We start from the raw sequence: 20096 nt of genomic DNA, 5'->3' as shown, positions 1-20096 counted from the left end.
GACGGGTCTATCCCCCGGGATTCTCAGGTACTCAAAGGAATTTGAATAATCGGCCGTGGCCGGTGAATTGGTCCTTGATTCCGATGGTGCGCAGAGCGTGCCAGTAGAGCACGGCGTTGTTGGACAACACCGGTTTGCCGAGGAAAGGTTCGGCCGACGCGGCGAATCGGGCCATCGCCACATTGGTACCGACTTGGATGACCGCTTGGACATCGGCAGTGTCCACGGCTCGCACTGCTGCACGCAGGCGGTCGTGGTCGATATGTGCGATGGACGCGGGTGTTTCCGCTCCGAGGCCTTCGATCGCGACGAGGTCGTATCCGCGGTCGTCGAAGAACCTGCGTACGGTGTTGTCCCCGATCTTCAGATACGGGGTGATCACGGCGATCCGGGTCAGCCCACCGAACCCGTCCAGCGCGGCGGTGATGGCATCCGCGCTGGTAACTACTGGACGGCCCGCCGCGTCCCGCTCGAACGCGGCGACGACCCTGTCCTGATTCTCGGCACCGCTCCAGAACCCTTCCGGCGAGACACCCACCGCGATGATGTCGGGGTCGGCGGTGCACAGGGATTCGATCGCCGGGCTCGCCGAGGCGCGGATGTCGTCGAGCACTTGGTCGAAGCCGGGGCGTTCGACCATCTTCGTGTTGCGGATCGTCATGCGCGAGAGGTGGTTGGTCACCCCGGCCCGGCGCAGATCATCGATTTCGGGTTGAGCGGTGGTGTTGGTGGAAGGGACTATGTAGCCGATCTTCGCGCGGTAGCCGAGGCTGTCGACCATGATCAGTCCGTAGCGGGTCGGTCGGCGAAATAGCTTGCGGCCATGTCCTGTTCGGCGTGGCCCGACCGTGCCGCCGTACGATAGCGCTCCAGGCCGGCCTCGGCCTGCGGCAGCCACAGACCGGCTGCCCGGGCGGCATCGGCGATCAGTTGCGCATCCTTGACGGCGTTGTCGACGGTGAAACTCGGTGCGAAATCACCCGCGATGATGGCCTTGGTCTTGATCGTCCCGAACGCCGACTCCAGTGGGCCGCCCGCAACGGCGTCCTGGAACTGCGCAGGATCGATTCCCAGGGCTTCGGCAAGTCGAACCGACTCCGCGACACCGTGGGTGATCGCCGAGATGAGGGTGTTGACGACGAGCTTCAATTTGCTTGCGTCACCGGGGTTCTCCGATACCCAGATCGTCGACTTCCCGATCACGTCGAAGATCGGCGTGACACGTTCACGCACGGCGGGTGAGCCGGAGGCGAGAACGACCAGCTGACCGTTCTCGGCGGGGCCCTTGGTGCCTTGCACGGGTGCGTCGACGAGCTCCACGAAACGTGAAGCAGCGGCCTCGGCGATCGCGGCGATGCCCGCGACACCGACGGTGCTGATCTGAATCAGTACGGTGCCGGCGGCGAGCGCCTGGCCTGCCTCGGTGAGAATGTCGAGTACGGCCGTCGCGTCCTTGACGACTGTGATGACAATCTGTGCGTCCTCGACGGCCTCGGTGACGCGATCCACCACCTGCACATCGTCTTTGGTGAGCGGCTCCGCCTTGGCGCGGGTGCGGTTCCACGCGGTGACCGGATATCCCGCTCGGCGCAGATTGCGGGCGATAGGAGCGCCGATGATGCCTGTTCCCAGCACGGCGACGGTGGTCTTGTCGATGTCAGTACTCATGTTCCGAACCCTTCCTTTTTGGACTAGTCGGTACAGTTGGATGACAGTCGGCACCTCGTCGATGAAGCGCGGACAGGAGCTATCGGGTCAGTGGGACCAGGCACGCCTGTGCAGCCGTTCGCAGCCATTGCTCGCGATCGGCGCCGGCGACGCCTTTCGCCGCGACGCGAAGACCCTGGATCGTGACGACGATCGCTTGTGCGGTCGCGACCGGGTCGAGGGTGTCGGGCACGTGGCCGAGTCGCTGGGCTCGGTGGATCGCGGAGCGAATCGCCTCCGCCATGGTCGTCAGGTTGTAGGCGGTGAGTGCGTTGACCTCGCGATCGCGGCCCCCGAATTCGAGGGCGGCGTTCGCTACCATGCATCCGAGTCCGCGCCTGTCGCCGAGTTCGTCGACGATCACCGACTCGACCAGATCGCGAACGGCGGCGAGGGGGTCGGATGCGCTGGCGAGTACTGCGTACTGCTCGGTGCACCGCGAGTGATAGCGGCGCAGCGTGGCCAGGTACAACTCCCGCTTACTCGAGAACGTGTTGTACAGGCTGCTGCGTTGCAATCCGGTGGCCTGACTCAAGTCCTGGATCGAGGCATCGTTGTACCCCTTCTCCCAGAACACCTCCATCGCGACGTCCAGAACACGATCGCGATCGAACTCCGCTGTTCGCATCACGCACACCCTTTCTGTACCGATCATTCCCGATATGCTTCAACGCTATCGTCACGACCTCGCCTCGGCAACAACACGATGTCCACGCAGATGAACGCGAAACAAATTCGTTACACCGACGGAATGGACGCGTAGCAACCATGGAAGAAAGGACCCTGCTCCCGGCAGGAACGGTTTGATCAGCCCGGCTGACGCCGGAAGTGATGGACCTCACCAGGCATATCCGACTCGTCGACACCGCGATCCATCAGAGTTGTTGCGGATCAATCGAGTTGGATGCGACTGCACGATCGCAGACACATCCGGAACCGGAACACGACGTCGGGTCTAGATCGGCGCACCCGTCACGGGACCTCGGCTCGGTCCGGCCTTCCTCGACCGGGCCTCACCTCAGGTGGTGCATCCACTGTGAGACGGAAGGTTCGTGCCAGACTGCCGGGATGCAGAGCGAATCGGTAGCGGCAGCCGACATACGCGTCGGAGACACGATCCAGGACCCCGGCGGGTCGAACACGTGGCGGAGGGTGGAAGACCTCGGTTACGACACCCAGCCGCGAGAAGACCATGCCCCCGAACCGTGGATGGTCTACGCCTTCATCGGCCCGCTGGTCGATCCCTTCGCCGACTTCGGTGTGGTCGGGAATCAAGCGACCTCCGACCGGTTCATCTTTCGCGAAGACCAGCCGGTGACGCGTGTGACGGCATCCTGACGTTCATTTCGACCATCCACTGGCCTCGACCCATCGCCGACGCAGAGCCAAGGCAGCTCAACGGCCACCCGATCGTCGAGTTTGTCGTGAGAAGCGGCGCGGTCGGGTAGTGTCCCGTGCACCCCGGCGGCGGACCACTGCCTGGGTACCAGGGCGCATCGGACACAAGCGGACAACAGATCGGCCGAGAAATGGACCCTGCCGACCACGCTCAAGCCCAGGTCTTCCTCGACCTGCTGAAAGCTCAGGCGTACAAGCTGAAACGCGACCTCGCACGTGCGCCCCGCGACAGCTTCACCGCCCGAGAACTCGAATACGAACTACGCACGGTCCAGCGATTCATCTCCCGCCTGCAGGACCGATTTCCCGCTGGTCCCCGACCGAACTGACCGCCCTCATCGGTTCCGGTCATCATCCGCTGACTTAGCACCAGTATGGCGTAGATGACGTCCGATTGCTCCGACAAGCGGACCCGACCACACGCGGTGGACGTTGATGGTGCGGAGTGCTAGTTGCGTATGCGGAGGGTCGCTGTTCCGGTGTCGGTGGCGGCGGGGTCTACCAAGAGTGTGTACCGTCCGCTGTTCGGTAACGCGGCTGTTTCGAATGTGATGGTGCCGTCGATGCTGCAGGCGGCACCGATGAATTGGTCGCGTGGATCGCGCAGTGTCAGCAGGTTGCACTGGTCGGGGAAGGTCGAATCGGTTGATTCGATGGTCAGTCGTTGTCCGGCGGTGGCGTCGAAGCTCAGGCGGCTCACCGCTCCGGGCCGGTCGACCACGACGGCGACACCGGAACCACCGACGGTGGCCGTGAGTTGCTGATCGGTGGCAGCGTGCACGCGGATCCGGGTCTGTCCGGATGTGTCACCGTGGGGGTCGACGAGCACCGTGTACCGGCCTGCTCGGGGGAGCACGGTGCCGTCGACGTATCCCTTGCCGCCGATGACACAACCACCGGCGAGGAACTGTCCGTCCGGGTCGCGTAGCGACAGCACGTTGCATTCGTCGGGCAGGGTCGCCTCGGTGGCTTCGATGAAGATCTTCTGCCCGGCCACGGCGTCGAAGCCGAGCGTACTGACCGCGCCGGGCTGCCCGACCGTCGCGGTGTCCGCGGTCCCGTCGATGGTGATGGCCGCGGTGTGGTCGGTCGCGGTGTTGATGCGCAATGTCGCTCGTCCGGTGGCGTTTTCGGCGGGCGCGAGGCGGAGTGTGTACTGCCCGGTCACGGGTAGCGTGACCGTGTCGATGAAGCCGCTGCCCGTGATGACGCAGCCTGAGCCGAGCGGTTGGCGCTGCGGATCCAGCAGTGTCACGACCGCGCATTGATCGGGCAGGTCGGATCCGGTGATCCGGACGAACAAGCGCTGTCCCGCGATGCCGGGCACGGTGACCTCCGCGGCTGTTGCGGGGGTGCGGACCTCCAGGAGCAGATCGCCGTCGATGGTCAGTGCCGCTTGTGATTGCGCGGCGTCTTCGGCGAAGGCGGGCTGGCCGGTGAGGGCGACGTCGAGGATGCAGTTCGCCAAGATTCGGGGGTCGGTGATTCCTGATCGGCGGCAGATCAATTCGGCGGTGGCCCGGTTGGGCAGCCCGGTCGCGTCGATCGCCCGGGTGGGCTTGTGCCGGTCGGTGAACGTGGCCGTGTCCTCACCGGGGCCGTAGTCGAACAGCGAACGACTCTGCTCCACCCGCCAGCTGTCAGCGAATTCGGGGTAGAGGGCCTCGAACGGCGGCGGCGTCTGCAGCGTTCTGCCGCCACGAACGGCGAGATCGTCTTTCGGGTCGCCGTTGTAGTCGCCGAGGAGTCCGGTCATCGTGGTGCGGCGCTCGGGCAGGGCGCCCACCGCTAGGCGCAGGCCCCACGGTCCGATGGGGTCGGCGTCGAAGGTCGAGCCGTCGGGCCAGCGGACGGTCACGCCGTCGCCGCGTCCAGCGACCGCCCCACCGCGTCCCAGCGCGATCTGCTTCTCGGTCACTGGGGTTTGTGTCCCGTTGATCCGCAGCGTCATGCCGTCGGCGGTGAGGTAGATCCCGACGGTGTCGCCGGCGACGTTCATCGCGGCCGCGGTGTTGACCGACACCACCGAGCTGCCGGGGAACGCTGTCTGCCGCACCTGGACCTCGAGATCGCCCGGCGTCGAGGAGGCCAGCACGAACTCGCCTACGGCCTGGAAGTCGTAGGGTGTCCCGTCGAAGGTCCACAGGTGCGGGTCGCCGTTGCTGGTACTGCAGGCAGCGCCGGGTCTGGTCGCCACCAACCCGGGGACTCCGACACCTGTGGCACTGCAGCCGCCGCCACCCGGAGGGGGTCCCTTGGGCAGGTCGCACTCCTGCCCATCGGGTGGTATGGAGTTGCCGGAATAGCTGGTGCGTTGGGGCAGACCGGTAGCCCGGCGGTAGTCGTTCTCCACGCCCACGGCGTGCACCTCATCGGGTGAAGCGCCGTAGGAGGTGTTGCGGACCCGGCATCGGGTACCGCGATCGATTTTGTCGGCGGCGTCCTTCGCGTGCGCCATTTCGTGGATCAGTTCCGCGCACCGATCTCTGCGCACGTTCTCGCCGGGGTAGAGCTCGCCGTGTTTGCCTGGCACCCAATTGATCTCGACATCGCGGCCCGGGCGCCAGGGATGGAGGTCGGTGAAGCTGCCGAATCGTTCGATGAACGGCGCCCGGACGAGGACTCTCGTGCCGGAGCGTTGAAGGTCGTCGATGATGGCGCCCAGTCCGGGGTCAGCTCCCGGCCCGGCGCTGCGGATTTTGTCGACGCAGCCGTTGTAGAGGCTCTGGAGGCCGGAATCCACGGTGATCGTCGCGGATGCGGGCGGTGCCGCTGCGATCAGCGCGGCGACGATCACGGCGACGATCGAAGCAATCGTCCAGCGTGGCATCGGCATTCATTCCTTCTCGACGGTGAATTCGGCCGATGCCGAACCCGTCGACGTCAGGCAGGCGTCGGCAGGTATGCCCGGCAGGGGCGGGCGCAGGTACGTGGCGGTGAGTCGGTAGCGGCCGGGTACGTCGACGGGCCAGGCGCTGGTCGTCGCGCCGCCGCGCCCGTCGACGGTGAAGGTGACCAGCGCCTGCGGGCCGCCGTCGGTATCGCGGTCACCCCGCAGCGTCATCTCCACCGATCGACCGGGCTCGACCGCGACGAGGTCCTGTGCCAGGGCGACCGAAAAGTTCGTGGTGAAGAGGGCTTGGCCGACAACAGCGGCGACGGGTAGGTCGTCGCGGGTCATCGAGGTGAAACTCAGCGTGCCCTCGGGTGTTCGGCCGAGCCGGCAGCTCTCCGAGGTGGTGTTGGTGACCGTTATGCCGAGCTCGATCGGTTCGGCCGAGCGATAGCTGCTCGCCGACATGGCGATCCGCAGTCCGAGGCCGCCGGTTTCCCCGCCACCGCCGTCGGTGGCCGATCCGCCACAGCCGGTGGCCCCGAGCATTGCGGTGACGAGAGCGATGGTGGCGAAGCGGGTCGAAACACCCATGGAAGAACCATACGATCAGGCGGGCGTCAGCGGTGCTCAATCCCTCCGAACAACCACCGACAGACGATCGCGTCACGGCACCCCGTGCGGCCAACCGTGCCACGTGCGCGAACTCGACGAGTGGGCGAAGGCGAACGACTGGTGTCATCGTGATCGTGTGTATGCGCGAGCACTTCCGATTCCGCCTACGGGGTTCCAGGTTCCGCGACAGAGATGGACGGCTGATGCCTCGGTGTCATCGCCTACGTCAACCCCCTGTGCTTCACCACCCCGGGCACGGTGCGGTTCGGATCGACCGCGACTTCGTTCTCGGTCGATTCGGCCACCCAGATAGCCGCGATCGCTCCGTCGAGGACGGGAACGGTCCAGGCCAATGTCGGGGAGAACCTGCGAGGCAGGCCCGTAATGAGCCACGCCCCCGCGCAGCACGAGTGATCAGGAGCCCGAAACATTTCGATGGTTGTCGGATTGATCGGTCGAGGAGTTCGGTACGAGCGGCGATGCAGAGGGCGACACTTCCGGTGAATTGCGTTGTCGGGGATACTGTCCGGTGATGGAAGGAGCGGGCTGTGCCGGAGGGGCAGGATTCCCCGGCCCGGGCCGACACCGAAGGTGCCCAGCCTGCGGCGGTGCGGGGGCGTGGGGCGCGGGCGGTCGCCGCGTTCTTCGGCTGGTCCGGGTGGACGACGGTGACCGCGCTGGCCACAGCGGTCGCGGCGTTCGGCGCGTTGTGGTTCACCGGACAGACCCTGCGTGCCACCAACGGCCAACTCGGTCTGCAACATCAGATCGCGGTCACCGACCGGCTACAGAAAGCCGTGGAGCAGTTGTCCTCGGAATCGATCGATACCCGCCTGGCCGGGATCTATCTACTCGAACGCCTCGCCAAGGACTCCCCAACCGATCACGAACCGGTCTTCGCGATCCTGTCGGCCTACGTACGCACCCACACCGACCTGACTCGCTGTCCCCGCTCAGAACCCGACCCACGCACCTTCCGAGCCACCCCGCCACCCACCGACATCCAAGCCGTCCTGACCGTCATCGGGCGTCGGAAATCCGGCCACGACCTGCCCTACGGAATCGACCTGCGTAACACCTGTTTGACCGGCGCCGACCTGGCCAAGGCGGACCTGACCCACGTCCAACTCACCGGCGCGAACCTGGCCCAGGCCAACCTCTACGAGGCCGACCTGTCCGACTCGTTCGTCATGAACGCCGATCTGACCGGCGCCTCACTGATCGGGGCACGCGCACACGACACCGTACTGCTGCGCGCGGTGCTGTCGGAGGCGAATCTGTTCGACGCGGACTTCGAGGGCGCAGTGCTGAGAGAGGCCGATCTACGGGGTGCGCGCCTGAGTGACGCGACGCTGAAACTGGCCGATATCGCAGGCGCCGATCTGCGGGGAACCGATCTGCGATCGACCGACCTGACCGCCGTCGTGACCATCAGCACCACAGGAGTGCCGCTGCGCTACGACGACACCACCCTCTGGCCACCGAACTTCCCGCCGCCGCCCCGCTGAGGCCACAGTGTCCGATTCCTTTGACGGTCAGAGGACGTGGCATCGTGTGCCGGGGGTGGGCCAGAGCAGGGTGTGTGCGGTGGTGATGGCCGCGAATGATGATGTCGGTGTCCCGCGGGGGTACTCAAGTTTCTTGTGGTGGCCAATGTTTGGGGCTCCGGTGCAGTCGATCCGACGGAACCAGGTCGCCGTCCTAGGCGCGTTCTGCCATCATTGAACGTTTCCGAGTAGTGGTCTGACGGATCGGTTGCTGCGGCGGTGCTGAAAGATGTTGGGGTGGAACGCGAAACGCGGAACCTCTGGCGTATGAAGGAGGTCCGACTAAAGATCAACTTCACAGAGGTTCCGCGCGTCATGAGTGTCGCATACATCGCCATCCTGCCGTTGCCCGAGTCCACCGTCGCCCACGTCGCGGGCTTGCTGGCCGCGCGCCGCCAGGCCTTGGGGACCCGCTGGAGGGCGTTGACCTGCCTCGAACAGGCAGTGCTGGGGTTGCGGTGGTTCACCGACGGCACCCGTGTCGAGCAGCTCGCCCTGGACAACGCGATCGGCCGCACCACCGCCTACGACAGCCTCCACGAGGTGATCGATACTCTCGCCGCCCGGGCCCCGGCCTTGCACAACGTGCTGCTGGCCGCGAAAGTCGCTGGGCACCAGCACATCAGCGTGGACGGTACGCTCATCCACACCGACCGGGTCGGCCAAGCCGGCCCCACCACCGCCAAAGCCACCTCGGTGCCACGCCGGGTCAAAGTCGACCTCTGGTGGTCGGGAAAACACGGCCGCCACGGCGGGAACATCCAGGTCGTTACCGCCCCGGACGGGTGGCCGATGTGGACCTCCGAGGTTCGTCCGGGACGTGAGCACGATGTCACCGCGCTGCGCGCCCACCCCGAGATGCTGCCCGCGCTCACGGACTGGACCGGTGAAAACCTGCCCGTGCTGGGCGATCTCGGATACTTGGGCGAGGCCACAACGATCACGGTCGCGGTCAAGAAGCCCAAGGGCGGGCAGCTGACCGACGAACAGAAAACGGCGAACAAGGCCCACAACCAGGTTCGCGCGGTCGGTGAGCGCGGTAACGCACTGCTCAAATGGTTCAAGGCATTGCGTCGAGTCAGCTTGTGCCCGTGCCGGATCGGTGCCATCGCCGCAGCCGCGCTGGTGTTGCTGCATCTTCAACACGGCCGCAGCGTCTGACCGTGACACGCCGCTACTCGGAAAGGCTCATTGATGGGCAGACAATAGAGGGGTGCGGTTATGACGGCTCGTGCGTGGGGAACCAGCATTCTGGCTTGCGTTCTGGCGGTCGTCGCGACAGTTTTGGTGGCGCCCGCGACTGCGACGGCGTCGGGAACCCCGCGGGCGCAGTTTTGGGACGAGCCGAATTTTCAAGGTCACAAGCTGGACAAAGATGTCAGTTTCGATGTCCCGGGAGGGCAGCAGCAGGATGTCGCCGATCTGAGCAGGGAAGGCCTGAGTTGCTGGTTCTGCGAGGGCAATTGGGACAACCGAATCGTCTCGCTGAGCACGACCGGAGGCGGTCAGGAGCCCGTGAACCTCATCATCTGGAATTCTGTCGGCATGCCCAGAAACGACGGCTACTGCGTGTTCATTCCGAAGGGCGTCGAGATCTCCAACTTGTATTCGAAAATACCGCTGCGCAACCGGGGCGGTGAAGTGATCGAAGGAATCTTGGGTCCGACAATATCGTCGTTCGTTGTTACCACGAGGGAAAATCCAGATCTTCCTCCGGAGTGCTTCGTCTACGCTGGTGCCTGAACCGGCTGTCCGACTTCGCCCGTCGATCGTGATAGGCAACCTCAGGCCTGCTGTATGCCGGGTTCGGATCCAGTTCTTCGGACCGATCACCTACCTCGGGCGAATCGGATTCCAACGGTTGAACTTCTGCCGCAACGGGCTTGGACCAGACGCTGCGCCCGCTGGTCACCGCCCCCGGAGAACGCCCCACTGAGGACACCGAATTCGACAAATCCGACTGTCAGACCTGTTCGTGCGCAACCGACTCCGCCTAGCGTGGACTGCGAAACCGATCATGCTGGAGAACGAGGGGGACTGATGCTCAGCCTGGAAAAGCGTTACGCCGTACTCACCGCCACCGCTCGCAAACTCGGTCACGCCCCAGACCTCGAGCAGTTGCGGCGGCTATGTCAGGAACTCGACCAGCGGTCGCGCACCACCGTGCCCGCCGGCGAGCGGCGCTACCAGCTGAGCTTGGCCAGCCGCGAAGCCAACTCGTGCCTGACCGAAGCTGCCGACCGCGCCCAGGGCCTCCGCGCCGCCGCGGCCGCTGCGGCCGAGCGAGAATGTGGACCGTCAGCTAATTCCTCCAGGCTGCCGTCACGGAATTCCTCCAGCGGACGTGCCTCTCCGCGAGCGTAGCGAGCCCGATTCCCGCGTCTGCCGACGGGGCGGCCCGGGCGTTTGCGCGGCCGGAACGAGGGCCCGTCCATCAGCACCTGATGGCTGGTGTTGATCAACCGGTCCAGCAGGCTCTCGGCGACGACCGGGTTCGGGAACAGCCCGTACCAGTCCTTCGGGGCCCGGTTGCTCGTCAAGATCAACGGGCGCCCCGACAACGCGCGTTCGCTGATCAGCTCGTAGAGGTCGTCGGCGTGCAGGGCGGTATGCTCGCGCATCGCGAAGTCGTCGAGGATCAACACGTGCGGGCGCGTGTATTCACGAATCCTCTTGCCCCAGGACCGATCCGCGTGACCACCGGCCAGATCTGCCAGCACTCGTGAGGTTTTCGCGAAGCGGACGTCACCGCCGCGGCGGGCGACCGCGTGGCCGAGTGCTTGCGCGACATGGGTTTTCCCGACCCCGACCGGCCCGTAGAGGATCACCGATTCACCCGAGTCGAGCCAGCGCAGGGCCGCGAGGTCGCGGATCATCGCCGCGGGGAGTTTCGGGTTCGCCGCGAAGTCGAAGTCCTCGAGCGTGGCTTGCTCCTCGAACTTCGCTCGCCTCAATCCCCTTGTGAGAGCGTTGGTTTCGCGGCGGGCGATCTCGTCCTCGCAGAGGGTTTGCAGGAATTCCAGGTGCCCGAGTTTCCCGTCGCGGGTCTGGGCCGGCCGCGCGTCGAGGGTGTCGAGCATGCCGGTGAGTTTCAGCGCGCGTAGGACCTCACGCAGGCCGGGGTCACTGATGTTGGATATGAAAGTTGTATTTCCTTGCTGAAGTGGAGAACTGGATGGATCAGGCGTGTGGGGTCCAGTCGGCGTCGAACTGGCCGGGGCCGCGAAGGAACGCCGGGACCGCGCAGGCATCGCCGGCCGCCGGGGCGTCGTCGGTTTCGGCGCCGACGGCGAGGATGCCCTTGACGGTTCGGTAGGTGGGGTCAGCGACCTCGATCGCGCGAGCGCATGCGGCTTCGAGCCGGTCGACGCCGTGTTCGCGGCGCGATCCGAGCACTCCCTGAGCGGCGCGCAGGTGGTAGATCGCGTTGGGAGACAACAGGTCGTCGATCGACAACTCGCAGGCCGGGCCGACCTCGACGGCGATCTTGCGGCACCAGGTCGGGCCTTGCAGATGGAACGCGATCTTCTCCGGCGGATAATGGTCGGGGTTGGTCGCCCGACCCGACAGCCGCAGGACATGAGTGGCCACGACGTGCTGGTCCCGGAAGATCTGCACGACATCCCCGCAGACGCGGGCGTGCAGGGTCTGCCCGATCAACCGCCACGGCACCGAATACAGGGCTTTGCCGACCTCGACGTGGGTGTCGAGACCGACCTTCCCGGTCGACCAGCGGGTCGACACGAACGGCGTGGCCGGTAGCGGCAGCAGGGCGTCGCGTTCGATCGCTTCGAATACCCGCAGCGGCTGGGCGCCGTCGAGGGCCCGGGAGTGCCGCAGCCCGGCGACGTCGGTGCTCCAGCCGGCGGCGTCGTCCTGCATCTGGGCGAGACCGGTGAATTCTCGCCCCTGCCAGAAGGAGTCGCGAACGTATTGGATGATCCGTTCGACGCGTGGCTTGTCCTTCGGTTTGCGGACTCGTGCCGGGTCGACCAGCGTCCCGTAGTGGTGGGCGAGTTCGGCGTAGGAGCGGTTCAGACGCGGGTCGTAGAGGTCGGGCTTGTCGACACCGGTGCGGAGGTTGTCGATCACCAGGCGGGCGGGAACCCCGCCGAAGAACTCGAACGCCGCGACATGGGAAGCACACCACGATGATTGGTCCATCGAGGTCACCGGTTGCACGAACAACATGCGCGAGCACGACAGCACCATCACGAACCCTTGGACCGTGACCCGCCGGCCCGCGACGGGATCGAACCAGGTGCCGAGTTTGCCGTAGTCGATCTGGGCTTCGCTGCCCGGCGCGACCGGCGGGCGGGGCACGGTCACCCTCGCGCGCGCCGCCTCGTCGGCGAGGTTGGCCGTGATCCACCGGCGGACAGAGGATTCCGACACGTCCAGGCCGTGGTCGTCACGCAGGCGCTGCGCGATCGTGGCGACGGTGACCTTGTGGCCGAGCCATGAAACTTCTCCTCGCCATCTGTGTCGTTCCTCCTCACCAGCCGTGGACTGTCGAGAACGAGCGAACATGTGTGCGAGACACGCCGACCGGCGACACACCGCCGGGTGGAGGAATTACGTGACGGCCGGGTGGAGGAATACCGTGACGGGGAAGTGGGGGAATTCCGTGACGGAACTACCCCTCACCTGGGGGAATTACTTGACCGCTGACAACCGACCCGGCAGCCGGATACCTCACCGATCCGAGACGCGGTGCAGGCGGCGAAGATCACCACATCACCCCAGCCCCGATACTGATCTGCTGAACGATTCACCAACGCATCAGCCAGGGTGAGCAACGCCGAATAGTCCGACAGCGCCAGCGAACGCGGATCATCGAGTTCGTCTTCGATCTGCTGATACAGCTTCTGCCAGCCACGCACCCGCGCCGGGTTCGACTGTCGAAGGTCGTCGCGTACCGCCTGTTCCATCACCCGCACCAGCACCGCGAGGGTGTTCTTGACCGTCGATTTACCTGCCCCGTCGCTGATCCAGCCGACCACCGCCCGATCCACCGCGCCATTGGTCAGCATCGCCACCGGCAGATGCCCCAGGGTCGGCACCACTCGTTTGCGCCAGCCCGTCAGGTAGGGGTCGGTGGTCTTCTTTTCCAGACCGCGCAGCGCGAGATCCATGTTCGCTTCGCCGTATTCGGCTAGGCGCATCGTCGCCGTTTTCGGGTCGATCCCCTGCGCGGCTTGGCGTTCCAGTCGCGCGATCCATTGCTCGGCCTCCTCGCGAGTCTCGAACGGCTCCGACACCGAAGGTCGCTTCTTCGTACCCGGCTCGGTCCACCGCACACGCGCTTTGAACGGACGCCGCCCGTAGTCGGGCCGTTCCTCGATGTTCGAGGAAAGGCGAACGCCCACAGGCATATTGATACGTCCGGGCATCACGCCACCGCCGCGAGAGGATCGGTGCGTGCGCTTTGGAGCCATACCTCGATGTCCTCGGCCGCGTATTTGACCACCCGCGGAGAGACCCGCACGAACGCAGGCCCGCACGGGGGATTCGCCGTACGCCACCGCCGCAGGCTCGACGGATCGATACCGAGCAACAGCGCCAGTTCCGCCGTCGAGTACAACTTGCCGTCGACCAACCGTGTATCCATGACCGCCCCTCCTATGGTGCTGACTGCTTGATTGCCGAATGTTCCTTCCACGCTTGAGGTCCCGCCGCCAGGAGTGCTTTGTCGTACTCGGCTCGCCAGGCTTTGCGTTGGGCGATGGTCGACAGGATCAGGTGATCACGCGGTGGTGCGTTCTGGTCGCCGGGTTGGACCGGTCGCACGATCAGATGCGAGGTGTCGGGTTTGACGATGCCGACCGAGGCCAGCAGTTGCCGAACGAACTCGATACGGTCCGCCTTGTGATCCGGGAGCGTCTCACCGGACCAGCGACGCGACACCAGCACCCGACGTCCGGGGAGCCCGAGCGTGTCCCGACGGTGAGCTTTGCCCTTGCACTTGCCTGCTACGGCCTTGTCGCTGGCGCCCTTGGGGACGATGCCGTAGCGCAGCCACACCGGGCACTTCGGTGAGCACGGGGTGTGTTGGAGTTCGGCGTGTAGGCGGTCGTAGTGGATCGCGGTACGGACCGAGTCGGTTTCGAGGACTTCCGATACTGCTTTGGTCAGGTATTTGGTGACGTAGCCGATCGCGGCATCGGCTTTGTTGCCGGGGATGTGGCCCTTGATGTGGCCGGGGTCCATGCGCTCCCCGAAACGCACGGTGTAGGCCGGTTGCAGGTCATCGACGGTATCGAGGATGTCGAGTGCCTCATCCCACCCGGTGAGCGGCTGACCGCTGTCGGGGTCGACGAAGGTCATTGTCTGCCAGTCCCACACGGGTACTTTGTCGCCGGAGTAGACCTCGTTTTCCGGGTCGAAGTGCGGCCACCACACCTGGTGGTAGGTCGCCGCGGTGACCAGCTTCAACGTGTCACGCGAGATGGCCGAACGCAGCAGGATATGGATGTGGGGTGCACCGCGCCGTTGCGGTTCCACGGTCGCGAAGTACTGGATGTCGTAGCCGAGGCAGCGGCGAAGGTTCTGGATCCACCGGTCGATCAGCGCGGCGAAGAACACGATGCCGCGTGCGGCGCTGGTGTAGTCGTAGGTGTCGGGGTCGTGCGGGGAGCCGTCACCGCAGACCTTGCCCTTCTTGTCGATGCCGCCGTCCTGGTTCATCGAGCCGTAGGAAGGCATGGTCAACGTGACCATCATCGAGGGGCGATGCTTGCCGCCGAAGATCTTGCCGATGGTCTTCTTGGTGACCTTCTGACGCGGCAGGTTCGGCACGTCCTGACGGCGACGAGTCGAGCGAGCACGCCGTTTGGACGGTTTCGGGTCCAACGCGGGCAGACGGCCCCGTATCCCGGAATCGCGGAGTTCGGTGTCCATTTCGCCCACCAGGGCCGCGAACGCATCGGCCATTTCGTCGTCACCGTCGCTGCGTGCGCTCCGGTATTCGGTGACCAGGTCAGCGCGGGCGGTCAGCAGCTCGGTTTGCCGTTTCGAGGGTGTGCGGACCAGATCGACCGGTTCGGATTCCACGTGCCAGCCCTCGCGGCCCTGAGTGATGCGCAGCCACCGTGCCTTGTCCGCGGTTTGCACACGCTGGCGATGGTGGCCTTGCACGGGGAGCCGACGTATTCGGTCTTGCCGGTGATCGGGTCGACCGAGGCCATCGTGATCGGGCGTACGCACACCCCGAACTCTTCGGCCGCCGCCGCCGCGATGTCGGTGAAGTCCGGGAGTGCGCGACGATGGGCCGCTGTCTGACGGACCGGTGCTGTCTCGGTGTCGGTGTCGAGGTTCACGAGGTCGCTCATGCCGGTTCTCCGTTCTTGCGGTCCCACAGCCACTCCACCCGCGTCGTGGACACGGCAACGGCCGCTGCGAGTGAATCGTGGTGCCGGAAAGCGAGTTCCATCGTTGAAGGTCCGACGACGAGAGCATGGCATTCCAGGACACCGAAGGCGTGTGCGAGGTGGGTGGTGCGTCCGGTGTAGTCGTCGGGGCATTGACCGGGCAGCATCCGCACCGTCACCCGGTCGGTGAACTGCCCGACTCGTATCGAGACCAAGCGAGGAGTGGCGGTGTTGTGGCCGTAGGTGACCTGCAAGCCACATGCCGCGCTCATCGCGACCCAGCGACGCCGGTACCGCAACCAGGCCAGCAACCGTTGCCGTACCCGGTCGGTGACCCAGCGGGTGAAACTGGCCGGGGAAGCCCACCGCCAACCGAGCAGCAGCGCCAGGCCCACGCCGACGACCGCGACAGCGGCGGGCCAACCGACCAGCAGCCATGCCGCGACAGCCGCGCCGGTCGGGATCGACAGCATCGGGAACAGCAGCGCCCACCACAGCGACCGAGCCACCGCCTTGACCGCGAACCAGACGATTCCGATCACGGCGTCTGTGAACGCATCAGACGGTTCGGGTTGTCCGAGATAGGTTTTCGCGGTCTTGATGTGTTTCGTGGTCATGGTCATGCCTCTTGCTCGAACAGGTCGAATAGGTCGAACTGGGTAGGTACGGGTGCCTGGTCCTGATAGCGCTTCCACATGTCGCGCGCGCTGTCACGGAACACCACCACCGGGGCGTGTCCGCGCCTACCGCGATTGCCGGGCTTGGCGGCCATCAGCCGGGCTTGAGTCACGTTCTGAGCCTTGGGAAGCGGGCGCACTGTCTCGCCGATCAGCACGCCCCATTCCACGGCCTTGCGGGTACTCATGCCGCCCACCCGCCGTCGTCGTAGTCGATGCCCCACGCCGCGAACGCGCCCGTCTCGAGGCACACATGCACCGCGACTTCCAGCGGGTCCGCGCCACGGCGTTCGAGCAGTCCGCGACGACGAGAAGCCAGGTCGATCACGCTGTCCGAGTAGCCGGTCACGGGCTTGCCGGTCTTGCGAGTGTTGTTGGTGTTGAGCATGATTCAGTCCTTGGTGTGAAGGTCGGTGAGGTCGCGGTCATGGCGTTCGATTCTTTGGCAGCCATCGCAGAGAACGCGGTCGCCGTCGTAGAACCAGCCCTGTTCGGGATGAGCGTTGATGTGGTCGACAGCGCGGGCGATGGAGTCGAAGACAACGGCGATACCCTGAGCGTCGATCGAGACGACCACTCCGGGAGCCCGACCGTTGAAGTCGTCTTGGCCGTAGCAGATCCCGCAGACATCGCAGTAGACCGCCACATGGGTTTCGGTGACGAATTGTCGTTTCATGCCGCCACCGGCCCTGTCTCGCCGTCGCCGGGAATGTCGTCGTCGCCCAGCAGCTCGCGCGCATCGACACCTTCGAGCGGGTAGGGATCATTCGGGACAGTCACAGCAGCGGGAACCGGAACCGGAACCGGGGTCTCGGAGTCGCGGTGTTGCGGCGCTGACCGGTCGATCGGAGGTGACACCGGCTTGTAGGTGACGACGATGCGGTCCACATCGTCATCGGTGACCAGGAACGCGCGAGCCCGTCGGAACCCTGCCTTGCCGTCCTCCTTGACGTAGCAGACACCCGGAGTGGTGTGCGGGATCTCATCGCAGTGTGAGCCGCGCTCACGTGCGCCCTCACCGTGGATCATCGCGACCTGGGTCACTTCGTCCATGCGCATGCCGATCCGGTACGGCAGTAATTGCCGTTGCGGCACATTCTCTTTCGACGGGTCGATCACGGTTTCGATCACCGAGAACAGCGGGGCACGCCCTTGGGACAGGAGTTTGCCGTGTGCGCGTTCGAACCGGGCTTGCAACTTCGGTTCGGAGAACGCCGACAACGTCGCCGCCTCATCGATGATCGTGACCACCAACGGGTTCTCCGGCGTCGGAACCGGTTTGCGGACAACGCGATAGCGTTGCGTGGCCTTCTCCATGTCGATGACGGTTTCCTCGATCTGGGTGACCATTTCCTCGCCGGTCGTGCACGAGAAATGAGTGCACAGCCCTTCGAGGTCCCACAGTTCATGTCCGCCCTTGGGGTCGATCACCCGCAGCTCGACACGTCCCGACGCGATGGCCGGACCCATGCCGTTGACCAGTGACCACAGGACGCCGGACTTGCCCGAGCCCATCCCGCCCGCGATCAGGACGTGTCGGCCCTGCACCGGTACCCGCCAGTCGTCGCCGTCCTCGAACACACCCGCCAGGACAGCCTCCGCCCTGGGCCTGGCCGCGCGGCCCGCGCGGCGGCACCCGAAAAGGGCCGGTGCATAACGGGGCTGATCACTTCATCGCAGGATGCGGTACCGGCCCGGGATCTCCTGGAACTCGACGGCCGCCGCGATGGCGTCATCACCGGGCGGTGCGGTACCGGCCGGGATGACCACGAGTTTGTCGTCATCGTCATCGAGGCGGTGACTAGTGCCCTCGCGGGAACCACGATTATCGTTTTTCCTGGTAGGAGTGTCGCGAACATGGTCGCGACACACTGCGACATGGGGAGCCAAGCGGTGAGCCTCGACCGGCGTCGGTCCGGAGCCAATCACCGAGGTGGACTTTGATTTGCAGGCTCATGCGGACGAGATTCTGGTGGCGACTGGGCATTTGCGAGTCGCTGTGCGGCTACGTGGTCAGGACACATTCCTGGTTCTGCTGTGGTGAGAAGGGTTCGGGCGAGGTCTCGGGCCAATTCGGTCGCTCGCGTCGGTGGTGGTTTGCCCTGGTGGAGGTAGGGGCGGACAACGGCTAGTGGCATGTCGATGAGGGCGAAGGTGATGCGGTCACGGGTGAGGCCGGTCCGTGTGGCGAGTGCTTGGACAAGGGCTCGCAGTGCCTGCTTCTGTGCCATGTCGTGCTCGGCCAGCTTGATTCGGGCTGACTCCGGCCACTCGTCTGGTTCGAACGTACGAGTGCCTGACTGAAGCACGGTCGCCTCGGCGAGGTTGTCGCGACACCAGTCAACAATCCAGGCCGACGCGGCAACCGCGTCGTCAAGCTCGGGCGTGACACCTACGACGCGCAAGTATTCCTCGAGGAATTTACGGCTCGAACGCAGCCACAGGGCAGCGAGCAGAGCGGGACGGTCCGGGAAGCGGTGATAGATCGAGCCGCTGGGTGCTCCGATCGAACGCGCAACGGCGGCCATCGTTACCGCGCGCGCCCCGCTCGCAGCGAACAGTCGCGCCGCGGAGTCCAGGAAGTCGTCTGGGTCATGGAGCGGGGGTCTTCCCATGAAGTAGAGACTATGCTCTAATTCTTTTTTAGAGAGGCATCTCTAAAAAAGTGGGAGTCGATATGACAGCACGAGACGTGGCAGAGAAGCTCTACGTAGCGTTCGCAGAATCCGATGGCCATGCGCTTGCGGGGCTGCTGGATCCGTCGTTTACAGCGCGGGTGAGTTCGGGTATGCCGCTGGGAGTCGGCGGCCCGGTCGCAGACCCACACACGATACTGTTGAAGGTCTGGGGCGTTGTCTTCGCTGCCTATGACGCCGCGCCCTATCCCGAAGAGTTCGTCGATGTGGGACGTGACAGGGTCATCGTATTCGGCGCATACCGGGGAAGCTGCCGGTCGACGGGAAACGGTTTCGAAGCAGCGTTTGCCCATGACCTAACAATCCGGGACGACAGGATCGCGTCGCTGGTCCAGATCACTGACACCAAGCAGTGGCATGACGCACTGATCGGTGGGTAGCGAGGTGGAGGCCGGTTCATGACGCCATCGGCGTCGATTACGCGGTCGGCCGTACATCGGACCCGCGCTGCATCGAGGTGCCATCGATGGAGCACCGCACCCGCGGCCGGCCCTGCCAGGAGATCGAACAACGCACGCAGCGCATCCGGGCCGACGCGGCGCAGCGCTTGGGACAACGCCGAGGTACTCGGTGTCGCGACCACCGCAGTGTCCAGGCCGCTGACCAGCCGCGCCCACACCTGACGGTAACCGATCTGCTCGAACAGCGCCCCGGCCAACAGCAGATACACCACGACCCGTGACGGGAGCGTGCGCACTCGCCGCTGCACCGACCGGGTGGCCGCCAAAGCGGCATCGACCAGGTCGAACGACACGATCTGGGTCAACTCGCCCAGATGCCCTGGCCCGAACACCGAATCGGCTACCGCACGCGGCCGGGAAATGACAGACTGGTCCAACAGCGGAGCTCCTGGTTCGAAGGTTTGTCTTGGAGGACAAGACCTCTCTACCAGCAGTTCCGCTGTTCCATATGTGAAACAACCACTCCAGCAACAACATTGCCTTGACAGCGACCCGACACCGCTAACTGAGCGGCCTTGCCGTTAACGGAGAACACCTGATCGACTTCAGTCCTCGGAGGAGCCCGCTGTGCGGTCCACCCATATCGCCCACAACCCGACCTTGAACACCGACGACCTGCACCTGATCGACGCGTACTGGCGGGCGGCGAACTATCTGTCGGTGGGCCAGATCTATCTGCTGGACAATCCGCTGCTGCGCGAACCGCTGCGGGCCGAAGCCCGATTCGGCGACGTCGAGGAGTCGGCACGCGGCCTGCACCGGTAAACCCTCGGACGCCATGGTGGCTGTGGC

The 20096-nt window shown here is 65.2% G+C and carries 21 protein-coding genes and 4 pseudogenes; 7 read left to right on the top strand and 18 right to left on the bottom strand.

Annotation, left to right across the window (positions count from 1 at the left end; all coding sequences use genetic code 11):
• Positions 1 to 31 precede the first annotated feature (31 nt).
• From OG225_RS26505 to OG225_RS26495, 3 genes are read right to left on the bottom strand one after another with little or no spacing between them, the layout of a single operon-like run.
• Complete coding sequence (locus OG225_RS26505; protein WP_405177751.1) at positions 32 to 781, bottom strand: arylmalonate decarboxylase; 750 nt, start codon at positions 779 to 781, stop codon at positions 32 to 34.
• 2 nt (positions 782 to 783) lie between these two features.
• Positions 784 to 1722, bottom strand: a complete 939-nt coding sequence (locus tag OG225_RS26500; RefSeq protein WP_405177750.1) for an NAD(P)-dependent oxidoreductase — start codon at positions 1720 to 1722, stop codon at positions 784 to 786.
• A gap of 25 nt (positions 1723 to 1747) precedes the next feature.
• Positions 1748 to 2335, bottom strand: coding sequence for a TetR/AcrR family transcriptional regulator (locus tag OG225_RS26495; RefSeq protein WP_405177749.1), 588 nt, complete (start codon positions 2333 to 2335; stop codon positions 1748 to 1750).
• A 440-nt stretch (positions 2336 to 2775) separates the two neighbouring features.
• Here OG225_RS26495 and OG225_RS26490 point away from each other — a divergent pair, with 440 nt between their 5' ends.
• Both OG225_RS26490 and OG225_RS26485 read left to right on the top strand, forming a co-directional pair.
• Positions 2776 to 3045 carry a hypothetical protein gene (locus OG225_RS26490; protein WP_405177748.1) on the top strand — a complete coding sequence of 90 codons (270 nt, stop codon included), beginning with the start codon at positions 2776 to 2778 and terminating at the stop codon, positions 3043 to 3045.
• A gap of 191 nt (positions 3046 to 3236) precedes the next feature.
• A complete protein-coding gene (locus tag OG225_RS26485; RefSeq protein WP_405177747.1) occupies positions 3237 to 3434 on the top strand; it encodes a hypothetical protein in 198 nt (65 codons plus the stop codon).
• 119 nt (positions 3435 to 3553) lie between these two features.
• Here the strand turns inward: OG225_RS26485 and OG225_RS26480 are convergent, their stop codons facing one another.
• Positions 3554 to 5935, bottom strand: coding sequence for a VWD domain-containing protein (locus tag OG225_RS26480; RefSeq protein WP_405177746.1), 2382 nt, complete (start codon positions 5933 to 5935; stop codon positions 3554 to 3556).
• A 6-nt stretch (positions 5936 to 5941) separates the two neighbouring features.
• A complete protein-coding gene (locus OG225_RS26475) occupies positions 5942 to 6532 on the bottom strand; it encodes a hypothetical protein (protein WP_405177745.1) in 591 nt (196 codons plus the stop codon).
• A 569-nt stretch (positions 6533 to 7101) separates the two neighbouring features.
• On the opposite strand from OG225_RS26475, the gene OG225_RS26470 reads away from it, so the two are divergent.
• From OG225_RS26470 to OG225_RS26460, 3 genes are all read left to right on the top strand, one after another.
• Positions 7102 to 8061, top strand: coding sequence for a pentapeptide repeat-containing protein (locus tag OG225_RS26470; RefSeq protein WP_405177744.1), 960 nt, complete (start codon positions 7102 to 7104; stop codon positions 8059 to 8061).
• 354 nt (positions 8062 to 8415) lie between these two features.
• Positions 8416 to 9261: a transposase family protein gene (locus OG225_RS26465; RefSeq protein WP_405177743.1), complete on the top strand. Its 846-nt coding sequence runs from the start codon at positions 8416 to 8418 to the stop codon at positions 9259 to 9261.
• Between the two features lie 60 nt (positions 9262 to 9321).
• Positions 9322 to 9843 (top strand): hypothetical protein, encoded by a 522-nt coding sequence (locus tag OG225_RS26460; protein ID WP_405177742.1) that lies wholly within the window; start codon positions 9322 to 9324, stop codon positions 9841 to 9843.
• 650 nt (positions 9844 to 10493) lie between these two features.
• Here OG225_RS26460 and istB read toward each other — a convergent pair.
• The 12 genes and pseudogenes from istB to OG225_RS26400 all read right to left on the bottom strand — a co-directional run.
• Positions 10494 to 11180: pseudogene (gene istB, locus OG225_RS26455) on the bottom strand (IS21-like element helper ATPase IstB); the annotation flags it as partial.
• Between the two features lie 100 nt (positions 11181 to 11280).
• Positions 11281 to 12561, bottom strand: a pseudogene (gene istA / locus OG225_RS26450) (IS21 family transposase); the annotation flags it as partial.
• 182 nt (positions 12562 to 12743) lie between these two features.
• Positions 12744 to 13469, bottom strand: coding sequence for a hypothetical protein (locus OG225_RS26445; protein WP_405177741.1), 726 nt, complete (start codon positions 13467 to 13469; stop codon positions 12744 to 12746).
• A gap of 23 nt (positions 13470 to 13492) precedes the next feature.
• A complete protein-coding gene (locus tag OG225_RS26440; RefSeq protein WP_405177740.1) occupies positions 13493 to 13711 on the bottom strand; it encodes a helix-turn-helix transcriptional regulator in 219 nt (72 codons plus the stop codon).
• A gap of 11 nt (positions 13712 to 13722) precedes the next feature.
• Positions 13723 to 15153, bottom strand: coding sequence for a replication initiator (locus OG225_RS26435; RefSeq protein WP_405177739.1), 1431 nt, complete (start codon positions 15151 to 15153; stop codon positions 13723 to 13725).
• A complete protein-coding gene (locus OG225_RS26430; protein WP_405177738.1) occupies positions 15093 to 15431 on the bottom strand; it encodes a hypothetical protein in 339 nt (112 codons plus the stop codon). The genes OG225_RS26435 and OG225_RS26430 overlap by 61 nt, the downstream gene beginning before the upstream one ends.
• On the bottom strand, positions 15428 to 16087 hold the full coding sequence (locus tag OG225_RS26425; protein WP_405177737.1) for a hypothetical protein: 660 nt from the start codon (positions 16085 to 16087) through the stop codon (positions 15428 to 15430). The genes OG225_RS26430 and OG225_RS26425 overlap by 4 nt, the downstream gene beginning before the upstream one ends.
• A 2-nt stretch (positions 16088 to 16089) precedes the next feature.
• On the bottom strand, positions 16090 to 16335 hold the full coding sequence (locus tag OG225_RS26420; protein WP_405177736.1) for a hypothetical protein: 246 nt from the start codon (positions 16333 to 16335) through the stop codon (positions 16090 to 16092).
• Positions 16332 to 16535 (bottom strand): hypothetical protein, encoded by a 204-nt coding sequence (locus OG225_RS26415; protein WP_405177735.1) that lies wholly within the window; start codon positions 16533 to 16535, stop codon positions 16332 to 16334. Before OG225_RS26415 ends, OG225_RS26420 begins: the two co-directional genes overlap by 4 nt.
• A gap of 3 nt (positions 16536 to 16538) precedes the next feature.
• Positions 16539 to 16823, bottom strand: coding sequence for a hypothetical protein (locus tag OG225_RS26410; protein WP_405177734.1), 285 nt, complete (start codon positions 16821 to 16823; stop codon positions 16539 to 16541).
• Complete coding sequence (locus OG225_RS26405; RefSeq protein WP_405177733.1) at positions 16820 to 17728, bottom strand: FtsK/SpoIIIE domain-containing protein; 909 nt, start codon at positions 17726 to 17728, stop codon at positions 16820 to 16822. The genes OG225_RS26410 and OG225_RS26405 overlap by 4 nt, the downstream gene beginning before the upstream one ends.
• Positions 17729 to 18072: 344 nt before the next feature.
• On the bottom strand, positions 18073 to 18762 hold the full coding sequence (locus tag OG225_RS26400; RefSeq protein WP_405177732.1) for a TetR/AcrR family transcriptional regulator: 690 nt from the start codon (positions 18760 to 18762) through the stop codon (positions 18073 to 18075).
• Between the two features lie 77 nt (positions 18763 to 18839).
• On the opposite strand from OG225_RS26400, the gene OG225_RS26395 reads away from it, so the two are divergent.
• A complete protein-coding gene (locus OG225_RS26395) occupies positions 18840 to 19223 on the top strand; it encodes a nuclear transport factor 2 family protein (RefSeq protein WP_405183375.1) in 384 nt (127 codons plus the stop codon).
• A gap of 134 nt (positions 19224 to 19357) precedes the next feature.
• On the opposite strand, the pseudogene OG225_RS26390 reads toward OG225_RS26395, so the two are convergent.
• Positions 19358 to 19636 (bottom strand): annotated as a pseudogene (locus OG225_RS26390) (transposase domain-containing protein); the annotation flags it as partial.
• Positions 19637 to 19886: 250 nt separating this feature from the next.
• Here OG225_RS26390 and OG225_RS26385 point away from each other — a divergent pair.
• A pseudogene (locus OG225_RS26385) lies at positions 19887 to 20021 on the top strand (hypothetical protein); the annotation flags it as partial.
• Between the last annotated feature and the right edge of the window lie 75 nt (positions 20022 to 20096).

The organism is Nocardia sp. NBC_01377, from assembly GCF_045040005.1.
In the GTDB taxonomy this organism is placed as follows: domain Bacteria; phylum Actinomycetota; class Actinomycetes; order Mycobacteriales; family Mycobacteriaceae; genus Nocardia; species Nocardia noduli.
Note: the sequence above shows the minus strand (reverse complement) of the source record. Positions and strands in the feature narration are given on the sequence as shown.

Bases quoted from the DNA above. Each gene is read 5' to 3' on its own strand.
- OG225_RS26415 (WP_405177735.1), bottom strand. From the start codon at position 16,535: ATGCTCAACACCAACAACACTCGCAAGACCGGCAAGCCCGTGACCGGC.
- OG225_RS26505 (WP_405177751.1), bottom strand. From the start codon at position 781: ATGGTCGACAGCCTCGGCTACCGCGCGAAGATCGGCTACATAGTCCCT.
- OG225_RS26465 (WP_405177743.1), top strand. From the start codon at position 8,416: ATGAGTGTCGCATACATCGCCATCCTGCCGTTGCCCGAGTCCACCGTC.
- OG225_RS26430 (WP_405177738.1), bottom strand. From the start codon at position 15,431: ATGAGCGACCTCGTGAACCTCGACACCGACACCGAGACAGCACCGGTC.
- OG225_RS26420 (WP_405177736.1), bottom strand. From the start codon at position 16,335: ATGAGTACCCGCAAGGCCGTGGAATGGGGCGTGCTGATCGGCGAGACA.
- OG225_RS26495 (WP_405177749.1), bottom strand. From the start codon at position 2,335: ATGCGAACAGCGGAGTTCGATCGCGATCGTGTTCTGGACGTCGCGATG.
- OG225_RS26490 (WP_405177748.1), top strand. From the start codon at position 2,776: ATGCAGAGCGAATCGGTAGCGGCAGCCGACATACGCGTCGGAGACACG.
- OG225_RS26410 (WP_405177734.1), bottom strand. From the start codon at position 16,823: ATGAAACGACAATTCGTCACCGAAACCCATGTGGCGGTCTACTGCGAT.
- OG225_RS26440 (WP_405177740.1), bottom strand. From the start codon at position 13,711: ATGGATACACGGTTGGTCGACGGCAAGTTGTACTCGACGGCGGAACTG.
- OG225_RS26485 (WP_405177747.1), top strand. From the start codon at position 3,237: ATGGACCCTGCCGACCACGCTCAAGCCCAGGTCTTCCTCGACCTGCTG.
- OG225_RS26460 (WP_405177742.1), top strand. From the start codon at position 9,322: ATGACGGCTCGTGCGTGGGGAACCAGCATTCTGGCTTGCGTTCTGGCG.
- OG225_RS26475 (WP_405177745.1), bottom strand. From the start codon at position 6,532: ATGGGTGTTTCGACCCGCTTCGCCACCATCGCTCTCGTCACCGCAATG.
- OG225_RS26400 (WP_405177732.1), bottom strand. From the start codon at position 18,762: ATGGGAAGACCCCCGCTCCATGACCCAGACGACTTCCTGGACTCCGCG.
- OG225_RS26480 (WP_405177746.1), bottom strand. From the start codon at position 5,935: ATGCCACGCTGGACGATTGCTTCGATCGTCGCCGTGATCGTCGCCGCG.
- OG225_RS26425 (WP_405177737.1), bottom strand. From the start codon at position 16,087: ATGACCACGAAACACATCAAGACCGCGAAAACCTATCTCGGACAACCC.